The organism is Nocardia spongicola (genome assembly GCF_047200775.1).
In the GTDB taxonomy this organism is placed as follows: domain Bacteria; phylum Actinomycetota; class Actinomycetes; order Mycobacteriales; family Mycobacteriaceae; genus Nocardia.
The window spans coordinates 25,679-42,104 of sequence record NZ_JBJZOO010000005.1; the positions used below are offsets into that span (position 1 = coordinate 25,679).

Consider the following 16,426-nt stretch of genomic DNA (forward strand, 5'->3'; position numbering starts at 1 on the left):
CCGGGCTGCCCGTTCGTCTCGCCGCCGTGGGAATCAGACGCCGATGACCGTCGGCACGATCATCGGGCGCCTGCGGTAGGTCTCGGCTACCCAGCGGCCGACCACCCGGCGCACACTCTGCGCGATCCGATGGGTGTCGGTGACACCTTCGCCCGCGAGCCGCAGCAATTCCGCCTCCACCAGTTCCGCCGCATCGAGCAGGGCGGCAGGATCATCGGAGAAGCCACGTCCGCTCAGCTCAGGCGGACTCACCGCTTTACCGGTGGTCTCATCGATCGCGACCGTGATCGCGATGAAACCACCTTCGCCGAGCACCAGCCGATCCGACAGTGTCGACTCACCGACATCACCCACCGAGAGCCCATCGACGTACACATATCCCACCGGTACCCGCCCGACGATCGAGGCGATCCCGTCGACCAGATCGACCACCACCCCGTCCTCGGCGAGCACCACCCGATCCTCAGGGACACCGGTCGCCACGGCCAAGGCCGCGTTCGCGCGCAGATGCCGCCACTCACCGTGCACCGGCATCGCGTTGGTCGGGCGTACCGCGTTGTACAAGTACAGCAGTTCTCCCGCGGACGCGTGCCCGGAGACATGCACTTTGGCGTTCTGCTGGGTAACCACCGTGGCACCCAACCTGGCCAAACCGTTGACCACCGCGAATACCGAGTTCTCATTGCCAGGGATGAGCGAGGAGGCCAGTACCACGAGATCGTCGGCACGGATATTGATCTGCCGATGCTCACCGCGTGCCATCCGGGACAGCGCCGACAACGGCTCACCCTGTGAACCGGTCGAGATCAGCACCAAGCGGTGCACGGGCAGGGTCGCGGCGACATCGAGATCGACAACCACCCCTTCCGGCACGGTCAGATAGCCGAGATCCTGAGCGATCTGCATATTCCGGACCATCGAACGACCGATGAAACACACTCGCCGCCCATACTTCTGGGCTACATCGACCACCTGCTGGATGCGGTGCACATGACTGGCGAACGAGGCGACGATCACCCGGCCGCTCGCCTTGCCGATCACCGTGTCCAGCACACCACCGATCTCCCGCTCCGGGGTGACGAAACCGGGAACCTCGGCATTGGTCGAGTCGACCAGGAACAGGTCGACGCCCTCGTCACCGAGCCGGGAGAACCCGGCCAGATCGGTGAGCCGCCGATCCAGCGGAAGCTGATCGAGCTTGATATCGCCGGTGTGCAGGACGACACCGGCGGGTGTGCGGATCGCGACGGCGAGCGCGTCCGGTATCGAGTGGTTGACCGCGAAGTATTCGCAACCGAACGGGCCGTGGGTAGTGTGCTGGCCTTCGGTCACCTCGACCAGTTTCGGATGCTGGCGGTGTTCCCGGCATTTGGCGGCGACGAGCGCGAGGGTGAACTTCGAGCCGACCACCGGAATATCGGGGCGCAGCCGCAACAAGAACGGCACCGCGCCGATATGGTCTTCGTGGCCGTGGGTGAGCACCACCGCGACCACATCGTCCATCCGATGCTCTATGGGCCGGAAGTCCGGCAGGATCAGGTCGACGCCGGGCTGCTGGTCTTCCGGGAACAGCACGCCGCAGTCGACGATCAGCAGCTTGCCACCGTATTCGAAAACGGTCATGTTGCGACCGATCTCACCGATACCGCCGAGAGCGAAGACCCGCAGGCCGTTCTCCGGCAGCACGGGAGGAGCGCCGAGACGGTCGTGCGCGGCACTCGAATCCGCAGGCGGTGCAGGTGTTTCGCCTCGCCGGGGACCGGATTGCGTACGTCCGCGGTTCGCTCGCCGAGACTGCGTGTCCTGCGTCCGGGAAGTCTGCCTGGCCCGCGCGGGCTTCGTCTGCGCAGCGGGCGGGGTCTGCGCAGTAACCGGACCGGACTCTGCCGCTACCGGAGCCGCGGTGGCCGCGGCCTCGGGCGGTTCGACCGGTGTCGGCTGCGCGACCGGTACGGGTACCGCGGGCGCCCCGGCGGGACGGGACGCGCTACGGCGGGGACGTCGGGTCGATGAATCATTCACGAAAGCACTCCAGCAGTCCGCAGGTCGTTGGTCAGCTCCGCCAGTTGCTCAGCGGTAGGCATCAGTTGCGGCAACCTCGGTTCGCCGACCTCGACGCCGAGCAGCCGCAACCCGCCCTTGCTCATCGCGACTCCACCCAGTCTGGCCATGGCGGCATGTAATGGCAGCAGTGTGGTGTTGATCTCGCGGGCCCGCACCACATCGCCCGCGGTATACGCCTCCAGCAGCGCACGCAGCCGTTCGGGCACGAGCTGCCCGATAACGCTGATGAATCCGACCGCGCCGACCGAAAGCCAGGGCAGGTTGAGCGCGTCGTCACCGGAATAGAAGGCCAGACCGGTATCGGCGATGAGCTCGGCGCCCATGTTCAGATCGCCCTTGGCGTCTTTCACCGCGACGATACGCGGATGTTCGGCGAGCGCGCGAATAGTGTCGCTGGCGATCGGGACTATCGACCGGCCCGGGATGTCATAGAGAGTGACCGGCAGATCCGTGGCATCGGCGACCGCGGTGAAATGCGCGATCAGGCCCTCTTGCGTAGGCCGGGAGTAATACGGCGTCACGACGAGTAATCCGTGCGCGCCCGCGCGCTGCGCATTGCGCGCGAGTTCGACCGAGTGCGCGGTGTCGTAGGTGCCCGCACCCGCGATCACCGTGACCCGGTTGCCCACGGCGTCGACGACGGCGCGCAGCAGATCGGCCTTTTCCGATTCGGTCGTGGTCGGCGATTCTCCGGTGGTTCCGGAGATCGCGAGCAGATCTACCCCGTGGTCGGCCAGGCGAGCCGCGAGCGCGACACCGGCATCGACGTCGAGCTTGCCCTCGGCACTGAAGGGGGTCACCATCGCGACACCTACTGTGCCGGACGCGTGCAGCTCCGTTGCCGTCGATTCACCGTTCGTCATGGTCAGAAAGGCTACCTGGTCTGTGATCCGCCCTCGACACCCTTGTCTGCGATCGGATCACAACTGGCGCGCTTTCCCCTTACGACCGCGTTAAGACTGCATCATGACATCTTTATCACTCTAGTATGACATCAAATATGGCGTCATAATAATGTCATGGATTTGACCACCTATACCGCCCAGCTGCGCGAAAATCTCATCGCCGCCGCGGCTCTCGGCGATGAGAAAACCCAGGCCACCGCCGCGGCACTGGCCTCGGCGACAGAGGGACCGGCCCGGTTGGTCGTACTCGCCGCACTGTCCGATCTGGCCGCGGAGATCAGCTCGGCACTCGGTGATCGCACTGTCCATGTGTCGGTCGACGGCACCGCTGCCACCATCGATGTGCGTAAGCGCGCGGCGACCGACGAACCGCCGACGATCGAGGAGATGACCGGAGATATCAGCCGAGTCACGCTCCGGCTGGTCGAGCAGATGAAGTCTCGTGCGGAAGAGGCTGCCGCGCAAAGCGGTCAATCGCTGAACTCCTGGCTGTCGGGCGCCGTGTACGGTGCGCTGCGGGACCAGATGCGCGGGCCGGGACCGAAACGCGACGACTGAGGCCACCGCACTACAGCAATGCGGCGAGGTTGCCGCGCTCGCCTATCACCACATCATCGAGTTCGAGCCAATCGGCCAGTTCGCGTAGCGCGCCGGTGAGCGCGGCCGCGGTGGCCGGGGTGTCGTAGCCCGGTTCGGCGAATGCCGCGGGCACCGACAACCGGCCGGTCGCACGGTCCGCGCGCAGGTCGACACGTCCGACGAGTTCACCGTCGAGCAAGAACGGGAAGACGTAGTAGCCGTGCACCCGTTTGTGCTCGGGGGTGTAGATCTCCAGGCGGTAGCGGAAACCGAAGATCCGTTCGGTGCGTGCCCGGAAGAAGATCAGCGGATCGAACGGGCAGAGCAGCGCGGCGCCTTCGATACGACGTGGTGTCGTCACACCTGCCCGCAGATAGGCCGGTCGCTCCCAGCCCGCTACCGCTACCGGAACGAGCTCCCCCGCGTCCACCAGATCGGCGATGGCGGGCTCGGTCTGGGTACGCCGCAGACGGTAGTAATCGCGCAGATCGGCCTCCGTGGCGATACCGTGCGCCGTAGCCGCCCTGAGCACCAGCTCACGTACCGCCTCCTGCTCGGGAACGACACGCTCCAGCACCTGCGGCGGAATCACCCGCTCCACCAAGTCGTAATGCCTGGCGAAACCGACACGAGTAGGCACGGACAACTCCCCGGCGGCGAAGAGCTGCTCGCAGATCAGCTTGGTATCGCTGAGATTCCACCAGGAACCTCCCGACCGCGGCTTGTCCAGCTCGAGGTGGCGCTCCACGGTACCGGCGGTAGCCGCGCCCACCTCGGTGATCACATCGAGGATGTCCTTACCCAGAGTCGGATTACGCTGTATCACCGCACGCATACCGGACCAGCGGCCGTGCTCGTATTCCCGCATACGCCAGCGCAGCAGCGGCCAGTCCTCGACGGGAATGAGTGCGGCCTCATGCGCCCAGTACTCCACCAGCGCGCGCGGACGGCGCGCGCCATCGCGCCACGCGACCTGGTCGAGCACAGCGCGATCGTAGGGCCCGATACGGCTGAATACCGGCATGTAGTGCGCGCGCACCACCGCCGACACCGAATCCAGTTGCAACAGTTGCGTTCTGTCCAGCACTCCGAGCACCGATCGCCGTGTCGCTCGCGTCGGCTTGCGCGCTCCGAAACCCTGTGCCGCCAAAGCTGTTCGACGCGCCGCCGCCGCACCCATCTTCCGCATGCCCGAACCATGCCACAGCGCACCGACAGCAGGCACCGGCTCACTCCGCCATCAATTGCGCGGCCACTGTGGCCCCCAGCTCCCAGCACGCTTCGAGGTCGCTCTTGGCAGGCTTGCCCGACACCACCACATAATCAGCGGCCCGCACCCACCCCAGCCCGGTCGTGATGGCGGTGACACCTCGCTCCGCCCCTTCGGTGCCCTCGTTTCCGTGCAGGTAGAGGCCGAACGGCCGCTTACGCGTCGAATCGAGACAGGGGTAGTAGAACGTATCGAATGCGTGCTTGAGCGCGCCGCTCATATATCCCAGATTCGCCGGGCTCCCCAGCAAGTATCCGTCGGCGGCCAGCACATCGGACGCGGTAACGGCCAGCGCGGCACGGCGCACGAGCTCCACGCCTTCGATCTCGGGGTCGGTGGCCCCGGAGACAGCGGCTTCGAACATCGCCTGCGTATGCGGGGACGGAGTGTGATGGATAAGCAGCAATCGAGCCACGGTGCGATGGTATCGGCCGCCTCTCGGCCGCGCGGCGGTCAGGTGTTGTCGCGCTCGTGCCGCTCCAGCTCGACCGCCCGCCGCATGGTCTCCCTGGCTCTGGCCCGATCCCCCGCGTAGTCGTAGGCGCGGGCGAGGCGATAGGACACGCGCCAATTGTCCGGATCGGCCTTCCACTCGGCCTCGACGGCGGCGAACAGTTCATCGGCTGCCGCGCGTTCGATGCGACCGGACCGCCGACGCGGCAACTGGGTGACGTCGAGTTCGAGGCCCTCCTCGTGGATGCGCCGCGCCAGATGCTGATGTGCCAGTGCCGCACGGATAGTGGCCACAACCATCCAGACCCCGAGGAAAGGCAGGATCAGCACACCGATACCGACGCCGATTCCAGCCACCTCACCGGAACCCATCAGGATGAACGCGTACCGGCCGAGCAGCACGAAGTAGCCGCAGAGCGCCACGATCAACGCCACGATCAGCGCCACGATCTTGACGACTTGCGCGCCGTTGTTCTGATCAGCCGGTTCGGACTCGCTCACCGGTCCCGTCTCACTCACCGGTCGGCTCACTCATAAGTCCAGGAAAGGATCGAGACCGACAGTGAGGCCGGGACGGTTCGCTATCTCGCGCACACCGAGCAGCACGCCGGGAGCGAAAGAGGAGCGGTCGATCGAATCGTGCCGGATGGTGAGGGTCTCCCCCTGAGTGCCGAACAGCACCTCTTGGTGCGCGACCAGCCCGGCCAGCCGCACCGAATGCACCCGCACCCCGTCCACATCGGCGCCACGGGCGCCCGCCAGCTCGGTGCTCGTCGCATCGGGACTATCGCGCAGCCCCGCGGTATCCCTGGCCGCGGCGATCAGGCCAGCGGTGCGGTAGGCGGTGCCGGACGGCGCATCCGCCTTGTTCGGGTGGTGCAGTTCGATGACCTCGACCGATTCGAAGAACCTGGCGGCCTGCTCAGCGAAACGCATCGACAGCACCGCGCCGATGGCGAAGTTGGGGGCGATCAGTACGCCGACTTCCGGACGTCCGCTCAGCCACTCCCGCACCTGCGCCACACGGTCCGCGTCGAACCCGGTAGTGCCGACCACCGCGTGAATGCCGTGTTCCACCAGGAAGCGCAGATTGCCCATCACCACATCCGGGTGGGTGAAATCAACCACCACCTGCGTGTTCGCCGCAGTGAACAGATCGAGCGAATCGTCCTTGTCGACCTGCGCGACCAGCTCCAGATCGTCCGCGGCGGTCACTGCCGCACAGATCGCCGCTCCGACTTTGCCACGCGCTCCGAGCACTCCGACCCGAATGGCCACCGCACCTCCTCGTTCCGTTCCAGTCGCAGTCAGCCTAGTAGGCCCCGCCGGACGCGATCCGGCCACCGCCCGCACCCGGCCGAGCACAGACGAGACAGCCGCAACCCATACCGGGCCAAGCGCAGGCCGGACAGCCCTCGATCAGTGCGGATGCTCGGTGCGTGCGATGCCCCTGCTGCCGAAGATATGTTCGAGAATTCGGAGCCTGCGACGAGCAGGCCGACCGACACCGACAGGTACTGGCTGCTCAACCTGGTGAGTGGAGTGAAATGGTGGCACCAGAGCACTGCTCAGCCACCATTCGACTACCGTCGGTGATTCCGGACGACCGCCTCAGTCGAAGACGATCATCTGTCGCATGGCGTTCCCCGCGGCGAGTTCGTCCATGGCACGGTTGATCTCACCGAGACCGATATGCGCCGAGATGAGCCGCTCCACCGGCAGCCGGCCCGACCGCCACATCCGGACGTACTCGGGAATATCGCGGGAAGGCACGGCGGAACCGAGATAACTGCCGACGATCGAACGCCCCTGCGCGACCAAAGCCAATGGCGAGATGCTCGCCACCGCATCGGGCGCGGGCAATCCGACGGTGACCGTGGTGCCGCCGGGTGCGGTCGCGGCGATGGCGGTCTCGAAGGCACGGATATTGCCCGCGGCCTCGACCACCACCTCGGCCTGCACACCGAGCTCGGCGACCTCGGCAGGTGTGTACACCGCGTCGGCACCCAGTTCCTTTGCGAGTTTCAGTTTGTCCGGCACGGTATCGACGGCGATGACCTCATGGCCCGCCACGGCGAGCGAGACAGCGACCAGGACCGCCGCCATACCGACCCCACCGAGGCCGACGACCATGATCCGGTCCCCGGCAGCGGGTTTCGCCGAATTCAGCAGGGCACCGCCACCGGTCAGCACCGCGCAGCCGAGCACGGCCGCGACCTCGGGGGGCACATCGTCATCGATCGGGACCACCGATCTGCGATCCACCACCGCGTGTGTGGCGAACGCGGATACGCCCAGATGGTGGTGCACCTCGGCGCCGTCACGGAGCAATCGCCGTCCCCCGCCGAGCAGTTCGCCCGCATTGTTGGCGACGCTGCCAGGCACACAGGGCGTGCGACCGCCCGTCGCGCAACCCGAGCATTCGCCACAGCGAGGCAGAAACGTCATCACGACGCGCTGCCCGACCGCGATATCGCCCGCGTCGGGGCCGGCCATCTCGACCCGCCCCGCGGCTTCGTGTCCGAGCAGCATCGGCACCGGCCGCACCCGGTTGCCATCGACGACGGACAGGTCGGAATGGCACAGTCCCGCCGCTTCGATCCGAACCAGCAACTCCCCGGGGCCGGGGTCGCGCAGATCCAAGTCACACACCGTAATCGGCATCGATTCGGCGTAGGGCGCCTGTGCCGCGATCCGCTCCAGGACCGCGCCACGGATTTTCATTCCGCCGACGTTACCGTGTGGGTACATACCACGCCCAGGGCCGTGTGTATTCGCCCTCGGCTTCGCCACATACAACACTGCGGGTGAACCGATGAACTCGGACAGGCGGCGGCTTTCCCCGGAGTCGAGCACCACTCCGTGCCGCAGTGGCGACGCGGTCGGCATCCATACCTCGAAGAACGGTCAGGTGTAGAGCTTCGCGAGGAACGCGGCCATATTCTCGCGCGCCCGCTCTGCCTTCTCCTCGGGTGTGAGATCCTCTCGGGATCGGGTTCCACGCGCGGGCCGCTTCTTGTTACGCGCGTAGAGCGAGCAGGCGAGGTCGGTGCACATATAGCTACCGACCGAGTTACCCCGGCGCCCGGATTCCCCGGCCTTGTGCGCGGTCATCAACGAGACGCCGCCGATATGCGTGGTCAGGCAGATCGAGCACAGCTGTGTCCGCCCCGTACCGCCGGTGGCATAGCGCAGTACGACACCGATCAAGCGCTCCTCTTGCGGGACGACCAGGTAACTGCGCCCCGGCAGGGACGGATCACTCCAGCCGAGGAAGTCCAGATCGTCCCACGGCCGTTCGTTCAGGTTCTTCGGCACGGACAGCCGCTTGGCCTCCCCTTTCGAGCAGTTGACGAACGACGACCGAATATCGCGTTCGGTAACGGGCTCCATGACCGATCTCCTTCGGTTGATCAATGCACAAACCGAAGTGACGTTACGTACGGCGCCGCGGCCGGACAACGGATTTTCCGCCGATAGCGTCGAAAGTCAGTTCGGCAGACAGACCGCCCGCCAGCACGCGGTGGCGATCTCGTCGAGCTGCTCCTCGGTCAGTTCGATCCCGGCGGTCGCGAGCCGCACGGCCGGAGCGAAGCCGAGTTCGTAGTGCACCTCCAGCGGAAGCGGTAGCAGCCGGGAAGCGACATCGGGTAGCACCATCTGGTCCACCAGTGGGTCACCGTCAGCGATCGCCGCGTGGTGCGCGGCCTCCCGATACGGCGAGTTGTCCACCTGCAACAGGAAGCGGGCGTGATCGGGATGTGCTTCGAAATAGCGGTAGATACTCACCCAGGCGCTGCGAAAACGCTCGGCCGCCTGCGCGGCGGTATCGAGCCCCGCGGTGACGGCGGCCGCGAGCCATGCCTTCGTTTCCCGGTACGTGGCCAGCACCAGTTCGTCCTTGGACGCGTAATGGGTATAGGCGGTACCGGTCGCCACACCAGCCTGCTTCGCGACCGCGTTCATCGATGTGCCGTGGAAACCATTGCGCGCCACCAATGCGCGCAACGCTCGACGGACCGCCGCAGCGCGGTCCACCGGCTTTGTCGTCACTTGTGTGCCGGGGTGGACACTGTGATCGATACCCCGGTCTCACGCTCGGAGACCTCCCACAGTTTGGCGATCGCAGTACCCATGCCGATCCGGCGCAAGATCGGTTTGCGCACCGGCGGTCCGTTGTTGACCAATAGCGGCCCGTAGAACTCGCCTCCCTTCGCGGTCGGGTCCGTCGCCGCGCGCAGCTGGGACAGCACACCGTTGGCCGGAGACATCCCGGTACGCCGGGCAGCCAAGAGCGAGAGCCGTTGACTCAGTCCGCCACCGGACTCTTGCACGCTGACCGCTTGCAGATCGGTGTTCGACAGTCCCGGATGCGCGATCAGGCTGACGGTGTCCACACCAGCCTTGTCGAACTCACGCTGCAGTCCGAGGCCGAAATGGAAGTTGGCGAGTTTGGCCTGGCTGTAGGCGCGCCACGGCGTATAGCGGCCCTCCAGGTGCGGATTGGCCGGGTCGACGGCGCGGCCCGCGTGATGCGCTGTGCTTGTCACCGTGACGACCCGCGCGCCCTCGGTCCGCAGCAATGCGGGCATCAGCAGTGCGGTCAGTGTCCAATGCCCCAGATGGTCCACACCGAACTGCATCTCGAACCCGTCGACGGTCTTCGTCTCGCTGATCGCCATCACACCGGCGTTGTTGATCAACATATCGATGCGCTGGTGTGCGCCGAGGATCCGCTCGGCCGCAGCATGGACCGAGGCCTGCGATGCGAGGTCCGATGCCACCAGTTCGAGCGAAGCGTCCGGCGCGGTCCGGCGGATCTCGTCGACCGCGGCCGATGCCTTCTGCTGGTTGCGTACCGCCATCACGATATGCGCGCCCTTCGCGGCCAGCTGCCGCGCGGTTTCGAGCCCAAGCCCGCCGTTGGCACCGGTCACCACAGCGGTCCGACCGCGTTGATCAGGGATTTTTGTCGCATTCCAGAACATGAGAGCCTCCTGATTGAATATTCATTCAGTAACTGAATGCTAGCAGGGCCGAGGCCGGTGATGGAATGCTCGCCCACATCGGAAACAGGGAGTTCGGCGGTGATTATGATTCCGCCGAGAACGAGCAGCAGTGGCGTTGCCGAATGCCGTGACAAACAACTGATCGACTGTACGGGCCACCGCGCTATCGCCGTCATCGATGCAGTCGGCAGTCGGACCCCGGCGAACCGATCCGCGTCATGTACGTAGGCAGAGCAGAACCCCTCGACATATGCGCAACCAGAATGTTCCGTTGAGCGGAGTTCCACAACAGAGAAGGACATTGCGCGAACACATCAGCGATGAATGTCTTACAGCGAGCTTCGCGGCCGACCACGATCGGTACACCCGCTCCGCCCTGTCGATCCGACCGATGACGGAGCACCTGATTGTGGAGCGGATGACGGGATTCGAACCCGCGACCCTCACCTTGGCAAGGTGATGCGCTACCAGCTGCGCTACATCCGCATTCGCATCACGGTGCTGTCCGTGACGCGTCACAGAACATTAGCGGACAGCAAGGAGAAAAAGCCAATCGCCGCTCAGCGGGGCCGGTGCGCCGTCACCCGGCTACTGCGCAGGCCGAGTCCGGCGGCAGTCAGGCAGGCCAGGGCGACGACACCGACGAACCATGGGAACACAGCGGCCAAGCCCCAGGAGGTCGCGGCCCAGCCGGCCAGGATGGTGGGCAATGCCATGGCGGAATAGGCGAGCAGGTAGTACGCCGACATCGTCTCGCCGCGTTTGTGTTGCGGCACGACCTTCGATAAGTGACGCAGCGAACCACCGAAGCCGAGACCGAAAGTCGCGCCGAGCGTAATTCCCGCGCCGAGCACCGCGATCCAATTGTGCGTAGCCAGTACGGGCACGGTCAGCAGCAGCGACAGCGCCATACCGGTGTCGCCGAGGATCGCGGCGCGGTGAGCGGGCACTCTGGTCGCGAACAACTGCACGATGGCAGCCGACAACGCGGTCGAGGCGACGACCGCGCCGCCGAAGACCAGGTTGTGGATACCGGTTTGCTGCGCGGCCAACGAGGGGTAGAGCGACAACAGCACGCCGAGCACCGACCACGCCGCCATCACGCCGAGCGCGGAGAACCAGAATTCGGCCCGGATTTCCTGCGGTACAGCTGGTTTCGCGATCCGGATGGGTCCGGCCACGCGCACGGAGTGCGGTTCGCGCAGCGCGAGCACACCGACGCCGACCATCAGACAGACGATGGTGACCACCACATAGGGGGTGCGCAGTGGATGTGGAGCATACTGCGCCAGCAGCGCCGAGCCCAGGATCGCCACCGCCATCCCCACGTTGAACGCGACACCGCTGAGCTGCCCGGACCGCGCACCGCGATGCGGGCGCAGGTCCAGCAGCGCGGCGGCGCCTGCGACCACGGTCGAACCGACCGCGAAGCCGTGTAACGCGCGTGCCAGCAGCAGCATGGGCACGCTGTCGGCGAGCAGGAATACGATCGCCCCGGCGACCATGACGGTGAAGGCACCGAGCAATACCGGCTTACGGCCGACCACATCGGAGATCGGCCCTGACACCAGCACCGCGCCCAGCGCGGCCACGGCGTAGACGGCGAACACGATGGTCGTGGTGAGCGACGAGAAGTGCCATTGTTCTTCGTAGACGCCATAGAGCGGCGCGGGGGCACCCGAGACCCCGAGCGCCACACCAGTGGCCGCCAGAATCAGGGCATAGGCCCAGCGCTGCGTGGTCTGCTCAGGGGCGGCTGCCGCGATCGTCGCTGCCATCGGAACTCCGATCAGGTAAGTTTGATAGTGATCGAACCGAAAACGACAATACATCCGGTACGACAATCATCAAACCGAGGAGTAAGCCGAATCATGGCCGAAGCCGAAGCCACCGCGCAGCAGGCGCCACCGGTGGCCGCGCTGCCCACGGTGTTGAACGCCCTACAGGACCCGGTACGCCTGGAGATGGTGCGCAGGCTCGATAACGCCGGGACAGCAGTCCGCTGTGGTGCGCTCTACGAGGCGATCAACAAATCGACCGCCACCCACCACTTCAAGATCCTGCGCGAGGCAGGCATCACCGAACGACTGATCGTCGGTGGCCAGACTTGTCAGCGGCTGCGCATCCACGACCTGGAGTCGGCACTACCCGGACTGATCCCGGCGATCGTCGCCGCTGCCAACCGCGCCGACCAGGAGTGACCGGCTCGCCGCCGACGGATTCCCGGTCGGCGGCGGGTCAGTTCGGCGCCAGCCGCCGAACGGCCGCGGGCAGCTCACGAGTGCGCCTGTACGGTCCGGCGACCGCTACGGCGAAGGGACGGGCCAGCAAGGTGCGCGCCACGTCCGATACTTCGTCGGTGGTGACGGCGTCGATGCGATCCAGGGTCTCCGAGACGCTGCGATGGTTGCCATAACTGAGCTCACTACGCCCGAGCCGGTTCATCCGCGAGGCGGAATCCTCCAAACCGAGCACCAAACCGCCGCGCAGCGAACCCTTGGCCCGAACACACTCAGCGGCGCTGATTCCGTCGGCGGCCACTTCCTCCAGCACACCACGCGCGAGCGCCGCCACCGTGCCGAGATTTTCCGGCTGACAGCCGATGTACACCGAGAACGCACCGGTATCGGCGAAGGTATCGACGCTGGAATACACCGAATAGGCCAATCCGCGCTCTTCCCGAATGCGCTGGAACAGACGCGAACTCAGTCCCCCGCCGACCACCGTGTTGAGCACGGAAAGCGGCCAGCGCCGCTGTCCCTCATGCCTGCCGAAAGCGCGCACCCCGAGGACCAGATGCGCCTGTTCGCTGTCACGGTGACTCCAGTGCAGCACCGGCGCACCCCGCGGACGGAACCGGCCCTCACGCCGCGGCGCGGGCGTCGCGGCCGGATCCAGCCGATCGGCGAAAGCGCGGTGCACCAATTCCACCGTGCGGTCGTGCTCCACATTGCCCGCGACCGCGACGACCATCTGGTCCGGGCGGTACCGCCGCATATGGAACGACCGCAACTGAGCGGCCCGCATGGCCTCGATGGAATCGACAGAGCCGATCACCGGGCGCCCGATCGGGTGATCACCGAACAACGCGGTCAGGAACGCGTCGCCGACCAGATCCTCTGGATCGTCGTCACGCATGGCGATCTCCTCGAGCACTACCTGACGCTCGACATCGACGTCCTGGGCCCGGCACAGACCGTTGAGCACCACATCGGAGACCATATCGACGGCCAGCGGCAGATCCTCGTCGAGGACATGCGCGTAGTAGCAGGTCTGCTCCTTGGCGGTGAACGCGTTGAGCTCGCCGCCGACGGCGTCCATGGCCTCGGCGATCCCCCTCGCCGACCGTGTCGGGGTCGCCTTGAACAGCAAGTGCTCCAGAAAATGCGCGGCACCGGCGACGGTCGGACCTTCGTCGCGCGAACCGACCCCGACCCAGATACCGATGGATGCCGACCGGACCCCTGGCAGGTGCTCGGTAACCACGCGCAGTCCACCGGGCAGCACGGTACGCCGCACTCCGCTGTCGCTGCCAACACTCAGTTCGAGTGACGAACCCCCCTGCCCGGTATCGAGCAGAGGGGAAATCGTCGTTTTCTTCTTCGTCACAGGGGCGAGTACTACTCGGCCCCGGCCGAACCCGCATCGGCGGTATCGGATGCCGCCGCATCGGCCGCATCGGCGGCGGGCTCTTCGGCGTTCTCGTCGACCGGCACCAGCGAGATCTTGCCGCGGTTGTCGATATCGGCGATCTCCACCCGCAGCTTGTCGCCGACGTTCACCACGTCCTCGACCTTCGCCACGCGCTTGCCGTTGCCGAGCTTGGAGATGTGCACCAAACCGTCGCGGCCGGGCAGCAACGAGACGAAGGCGCCGAAGGCGGTGGTCTTGACGACCGTGCCGAGGAAGCGCTCGCCGACCTTGGGCAGCTGCGGGTTGGCGATGGCGTTGATCGCATCGATCGCGGCCTGTGCCGAGGGACCGTCGGTCGCGCCGACGAAGACCGTGCCGTCGTCCTCGATGGAGATATTGGCGCCGGTGTCCTCGGTGATCTGATTGATCACCTTGCCCTTGGGGCCGATCACCTCGCCGATCTTGTCGACCGGGATCTTGATCGCGGTGACGCGCGGCGCGTACGGGCTCATCTCGTCCGGGGTGGCGATGGCCTCGGCCATCACGTCGAGGATGGTGGTGCGCGCATCGTGCGCTTGGCTCAACGCACCGGCCAGCACCTGCGAGGGGATACCGTCCAGCTTGGTGTCCAACTGCAGCGCGGTGACGAACTCGCGGGTGCCCGCGACCTTGAAGTCCATATCGCCGAAGGCGTCCTCGGCGCCGAGGATATCGGTCAGCGCGACGTAGCGGACCTCGTCCTCGCCCTTGTCATTGGTGACGGTGTCCGACACCAGGCCCATGGCGATACCGGCGACCGGTGCCTTCAGCGGCACACCGGCGTTCAGCAGCGACAGGGTGGAGGCACACACCGAACCCATCGATGTGGAGCCGTTCGAGCCGAGCGCCTCGGACACCTGACGGATGGCGTAGGGGAACTCCTCCTGGCTGGGCAGCACCGGGACCAGCGCCCGCTCGGCAAGTGCGCCGTGGCCGATCTCGCGGCGCTTGGGCGAACCGACCCGGCCCGTCTCACCGGTGGAGAACGGCGGGAAGTTGTAGTGGTGCATATAGCGCTTGCTGGTCTCCGGGCCGAGGGAGTCGACCTGCTGAGCCATCTTCACCATATCCAGGGTGGTGACGCCCATGATCTGCGTCTCGCCCCGCTCGAACAGCGCCGAACCGTGCGCGCGCGGCACCACAGCGACCTCGGCCGACAGCGCGCGGATATCCGCGAGACCACGGCCATCGATGCGGAAGCCATCGGACAGGATGCGCTGGCGCACCAGCTTCTTGGTGACCGAGCGGAACGCCGCGCCGAGCTCCTTCTCGCGGCCCGCGAAGTCGTCACCGAGGCGATCGAGCACGGCGAGCTTGATCTCGTCGATCTTCTCCTCGCGCTCCTGCTTGCCCGCGATGCTCAACGCCTCGCCCAGCTCGCTCTTGGCGGCACCCTCGACCGCCTCGTACACGTCCTGGCCGTACGGCGGGAAGAGCGGGAACTCCTCGGTGGGCTTGGCGGCCAGCTCGGCGAGGTCCTGCTGGGCACGGCACAGACGGGCGATGAACGGCTTGGCGGCCTCTAGGCCCTCGGCCACGATCGCCTCCGTCGGCGCCTGCGCGCCACCCTCGATCAGCTCGATGACCTTCTCGGTGGCCTCGGCCTCGACCATCATGATGGCCACATCACCGGATTCGACCACCCGGCCGGCGACGACCATATCGAATACGGCGTCCTCCAGCTGCTCGGTGGTCGGGAACGCCACCCACTGACCGGAGATCAACGCGACCCGCACCCCGCCGACCGGGCCGGAGAAGGGCAGGCCCGCGATCTGGGTGGACGCGGACGCGGCGTTGATCGCCACCACGTCGTAGAGATCCTTCGGATCCAGGCTCAATACCGTGACCACGACCTGGATCTCATTGCGCAGGCCGTCGACGAACGACGGACGCAACGGACGGTCGATCAGCCTGCAGGTCAGGATCGCGTCGGTGGTCGGGCGGCCCTCACGGCGGAAGAACGAGCCGGGGATGCGTCCCGCGGCGTACATCCGTTCCTCGACGTCCACCGTCAGCGGGAAGAAGTCGAACTGGTCTTTGGGCTGCTTACCCGCGGTGGTTGCCGACAGCAGCATGGTCTCGTCGTCCAGGTAGGCGGCGACCGAGCCGGCGGCCTGCCGGGCCAGACGCCCGGTCTCGAACCGGACGACGCGGGTACCCAAGCTGCCGTTGTCGATCAATGCGACGGATTCGAAAACACCGGGTTCGACCTCGATTGCCGAGGTCTTGCGTTCGGTTGTTTCGGTCATTCTTCTCTCTCAACCTCTCGTCTTCGCCGACTCGAGCGCCTGTCGGACAGGCGCGATCCGGCTATCGTCAGCCGCACCGGGCACGGGCACGCGGCTGCCTTCCCGGCCGACGCGTGCGCACCCGGCCGGATCCCCTTGGAAACGGCGACGCGGAGGCGGTCATCGATCGAAGCCCGACGACGCGAAATCGCTGTCGAAAGGCCACTACCGAAGACCGACGCCACG

15 protein-coding genes and 1 tRNA gene are annotated in these 16,426 nt (G+C 66.2%); 2 read left to right on the forward strand and 14 right to left on the reverse strand.

Annotated features, from left to right (window positions below; translation table 11 throughout):
- Nucleotides 1–33 precede the first annotated feature (33 nt).
- Both ACL02S_RS12280 and dapA read right to left on the reverse strand, forming a co-directional pair.
- Nucleotides 34–2,022, reverse strand: a complete 1,989-nt coding sequence (locus ACL02S_RS12280) for a ribonuclease J (protein WP_412802511.1) — start codon at nt 2,020–2,022, stop codon at nt 34–36.
- Complete coding sequence (gene dapA / locus ACL02S_RS12285; protein WP_412802512.1) at nt 2,019–2,927, reverse strand: 4-hydroxy-tetrahydrodipicolinate synthase; 909 nt, start codon at nt 2,925–2,927, stop codon at nt 2,019–2,021. The genes ACL02S_RS12280 and dapA overlap by 4 nt, the downstream gene beginning before the upstream one ends.
- Nucleotides 2,928–3,083: 156 nt before the next feature.
- On the opposite strand from dapA, the gene ACL02S_RS12290 reads away from it, so the two are divergent.
- Entirely contained in the window at nt 3,084–3,527 is a 444-nt protein-coding gene (locus ACL02S_RS12290; protein ID WP_412802513.1) for a hypothetical protein, read from the forward strand.
- 10 nt (nt 3,528–3,537) lie between these two features.
- Here the strand turns inward: ACL02S_RS12290 and ACL02S_RS12295 are convergent, their stop codons facing one another.
- From ACL02S_RS12295 to ACL02S_RS12340, 10 genes are all read right to left on the reverse strand, one after another.
- Nucleotides 3,538–4,737, reverse strand: coding sequence for a winged helix-turn-helix domain-containing protein (locus ACL02S_RS12295; protein ID WP_412802778.1), 1,200 nt, complete (start codon nt 4,735–4,737; stop codon nt 3,538–3,540).
- A gap of 40 nt (nt 4,738–4,777) precedes the next feature.
- Nucleotides 4,778–5,233, reverse strand: a complete 456-nt coding sequence (locus ACL02S_RS12300) for a flavodoxin family protein (RefSeq protein WP_412802514.1) — start codon at nt 5,231–5,233, stop codon at nt 4,778–4,780.
- Between the two features lie 38 nt (nt 5,234–5,271).
- Entirely contained in the window at nt 5,272–5,721 is a 450-nt protein-coding gene (locus tag ACL02S_RS12305; RefSeq protein ID WP_412802779.1) for a hypothetical protein, read from the reverse strand.
- An 81-nt stretch (nt 5,722–5,802) separates the two neighbouring features.
- Nucleotides 5,803–6,549, reverse strand: coding sequence for a 4-hydroxy-tetrahydrodipicolinate reductase (gene dapB, locus ACL02S_RS12310; protein ID WP_412802515.1), 747 nt, complete (start codon nt 6,547–6,549; stop codon nt 5,803–5,805).
- Between the two features lie 333 nt (nt 6,550–6,882).
- The gene (locus tag ACL02S_RS12315) at nt 6,883–7,995 is read right to left on the reverse strand and encodes an alcohol dehydrogenase catalytic domain-containing protein (protein WP_412802780.1); all 1,113 of its coding nucleotides are present in this window, start codon (nt 7,993–7,995) and stop codon (nt 6,883–6,885) included.
- 183 nt (nt 7,996–8,178) lie between these two features.
- Nucleotides 8,179–8,664 (reverse strand): FBP domain-containing protein, encoded by a 486-nt coding sequence (locus ACL02S_RS12320; RefSeq protein ID WP_412802516.1) that lies wholly within the window; start codon nt 8,662–8,664, stop codon nt 8,179–8,181.
- 96 nt (nt 8,665–8,760) lie between these two features.
- Nucleotides 8,761–9,324, reverse strand: a complete 564-nt coding sequence (locus tag ACL02S_RS12325) for a TetR/AcrR family transcriptional regulator (protein WP_412802517.1) — start codon at nt 9,322–9,324, stop codon at nt 8,761–8,763.
- Nucleotides 9,321–10,259, reverse strand: coding sequence for an oxidoreductase (locus ACL02S_RS12330; RefSeq protein WP_412802518.1), 939 nt, complete (start codon nt 10,257–10,259; stop codon nt 9,321–9,323). The genes ACL02S_RS12325 and ACL02S_RS12330 overlap by 4 nt, the downstream gene beginning before the upstream one ends.
- 431 nt (nt 10,260–10,690) lie before the next feature.
- Nucleotides 10,691–10,766 (reverse strand) — tRNA-Gly (locus ACL02S_RS12335).
- 74 nt (nt 10,767–10,840) lie between these two features.
- Nucleotides 10,841–12,058 carry an MFS transporter gene (locus tag ACL02S_RS12340; RefSeq protein ID WP_412802519.1) on the reverse strand — a complete coding sequence of 406 codons (1,218 nt, stop codon included), beginning with the start codon at nt 12,056–12,058 and terminating at the stop codon, nt 10,841–10,843.
- 93 nt (nt 12,059–12,151) lie between these two features.
- Between ACL02S_RS12340 and ACL02S_RS12345 the strand changes: the two genes are divergently transcribed.
- On the forward strand, nt 12,152–12,481 hold the full coding sequence (locus tag ACL02S_RS12345) for an ArsR/SmtB family transcription factor (RefSeq protein ID WP_412802520.1): 330 nt from the start codon (nt 12,152–12,154) through the stop codon (nt 12,479–12,481).
- 37 nt (nt 12,482–12,518) lie between these two features.
- On the opposite strand, the gene ACL02S_RS12350 is transcribed toward ACL02S_RS12345, so the two are convergent.
- Both ACL02S_RS12350 and ACL02S_RS12355 read right to left on the reverse strand, forming a co-directional pair.
- Entirely contained in the window at nt 12,519–13,859 is a 1,341-nt protein-coding gene (locus ACL02S_RS12350) for a M16 family metallopeptidase (protein WP_412802781.1), read from the reverse strand.
- 41 nt (nt 13,860–13,900) lie between these two features.
- Nucleotides 13,901–16,201: a polyribonucleotide nucleotidyltransferase gene (locus ACL02S_RS12355; RefSeq protein WP_412802521.1), complete on the reverse strand. Its 2,301-nt coding sequence runs from the start codon at nt 16,199–16,201 to the stop codon at nt 13,901–13,903.
- Nucleotides 16,202–16,426: the final 225 nt, after the last annotated feature.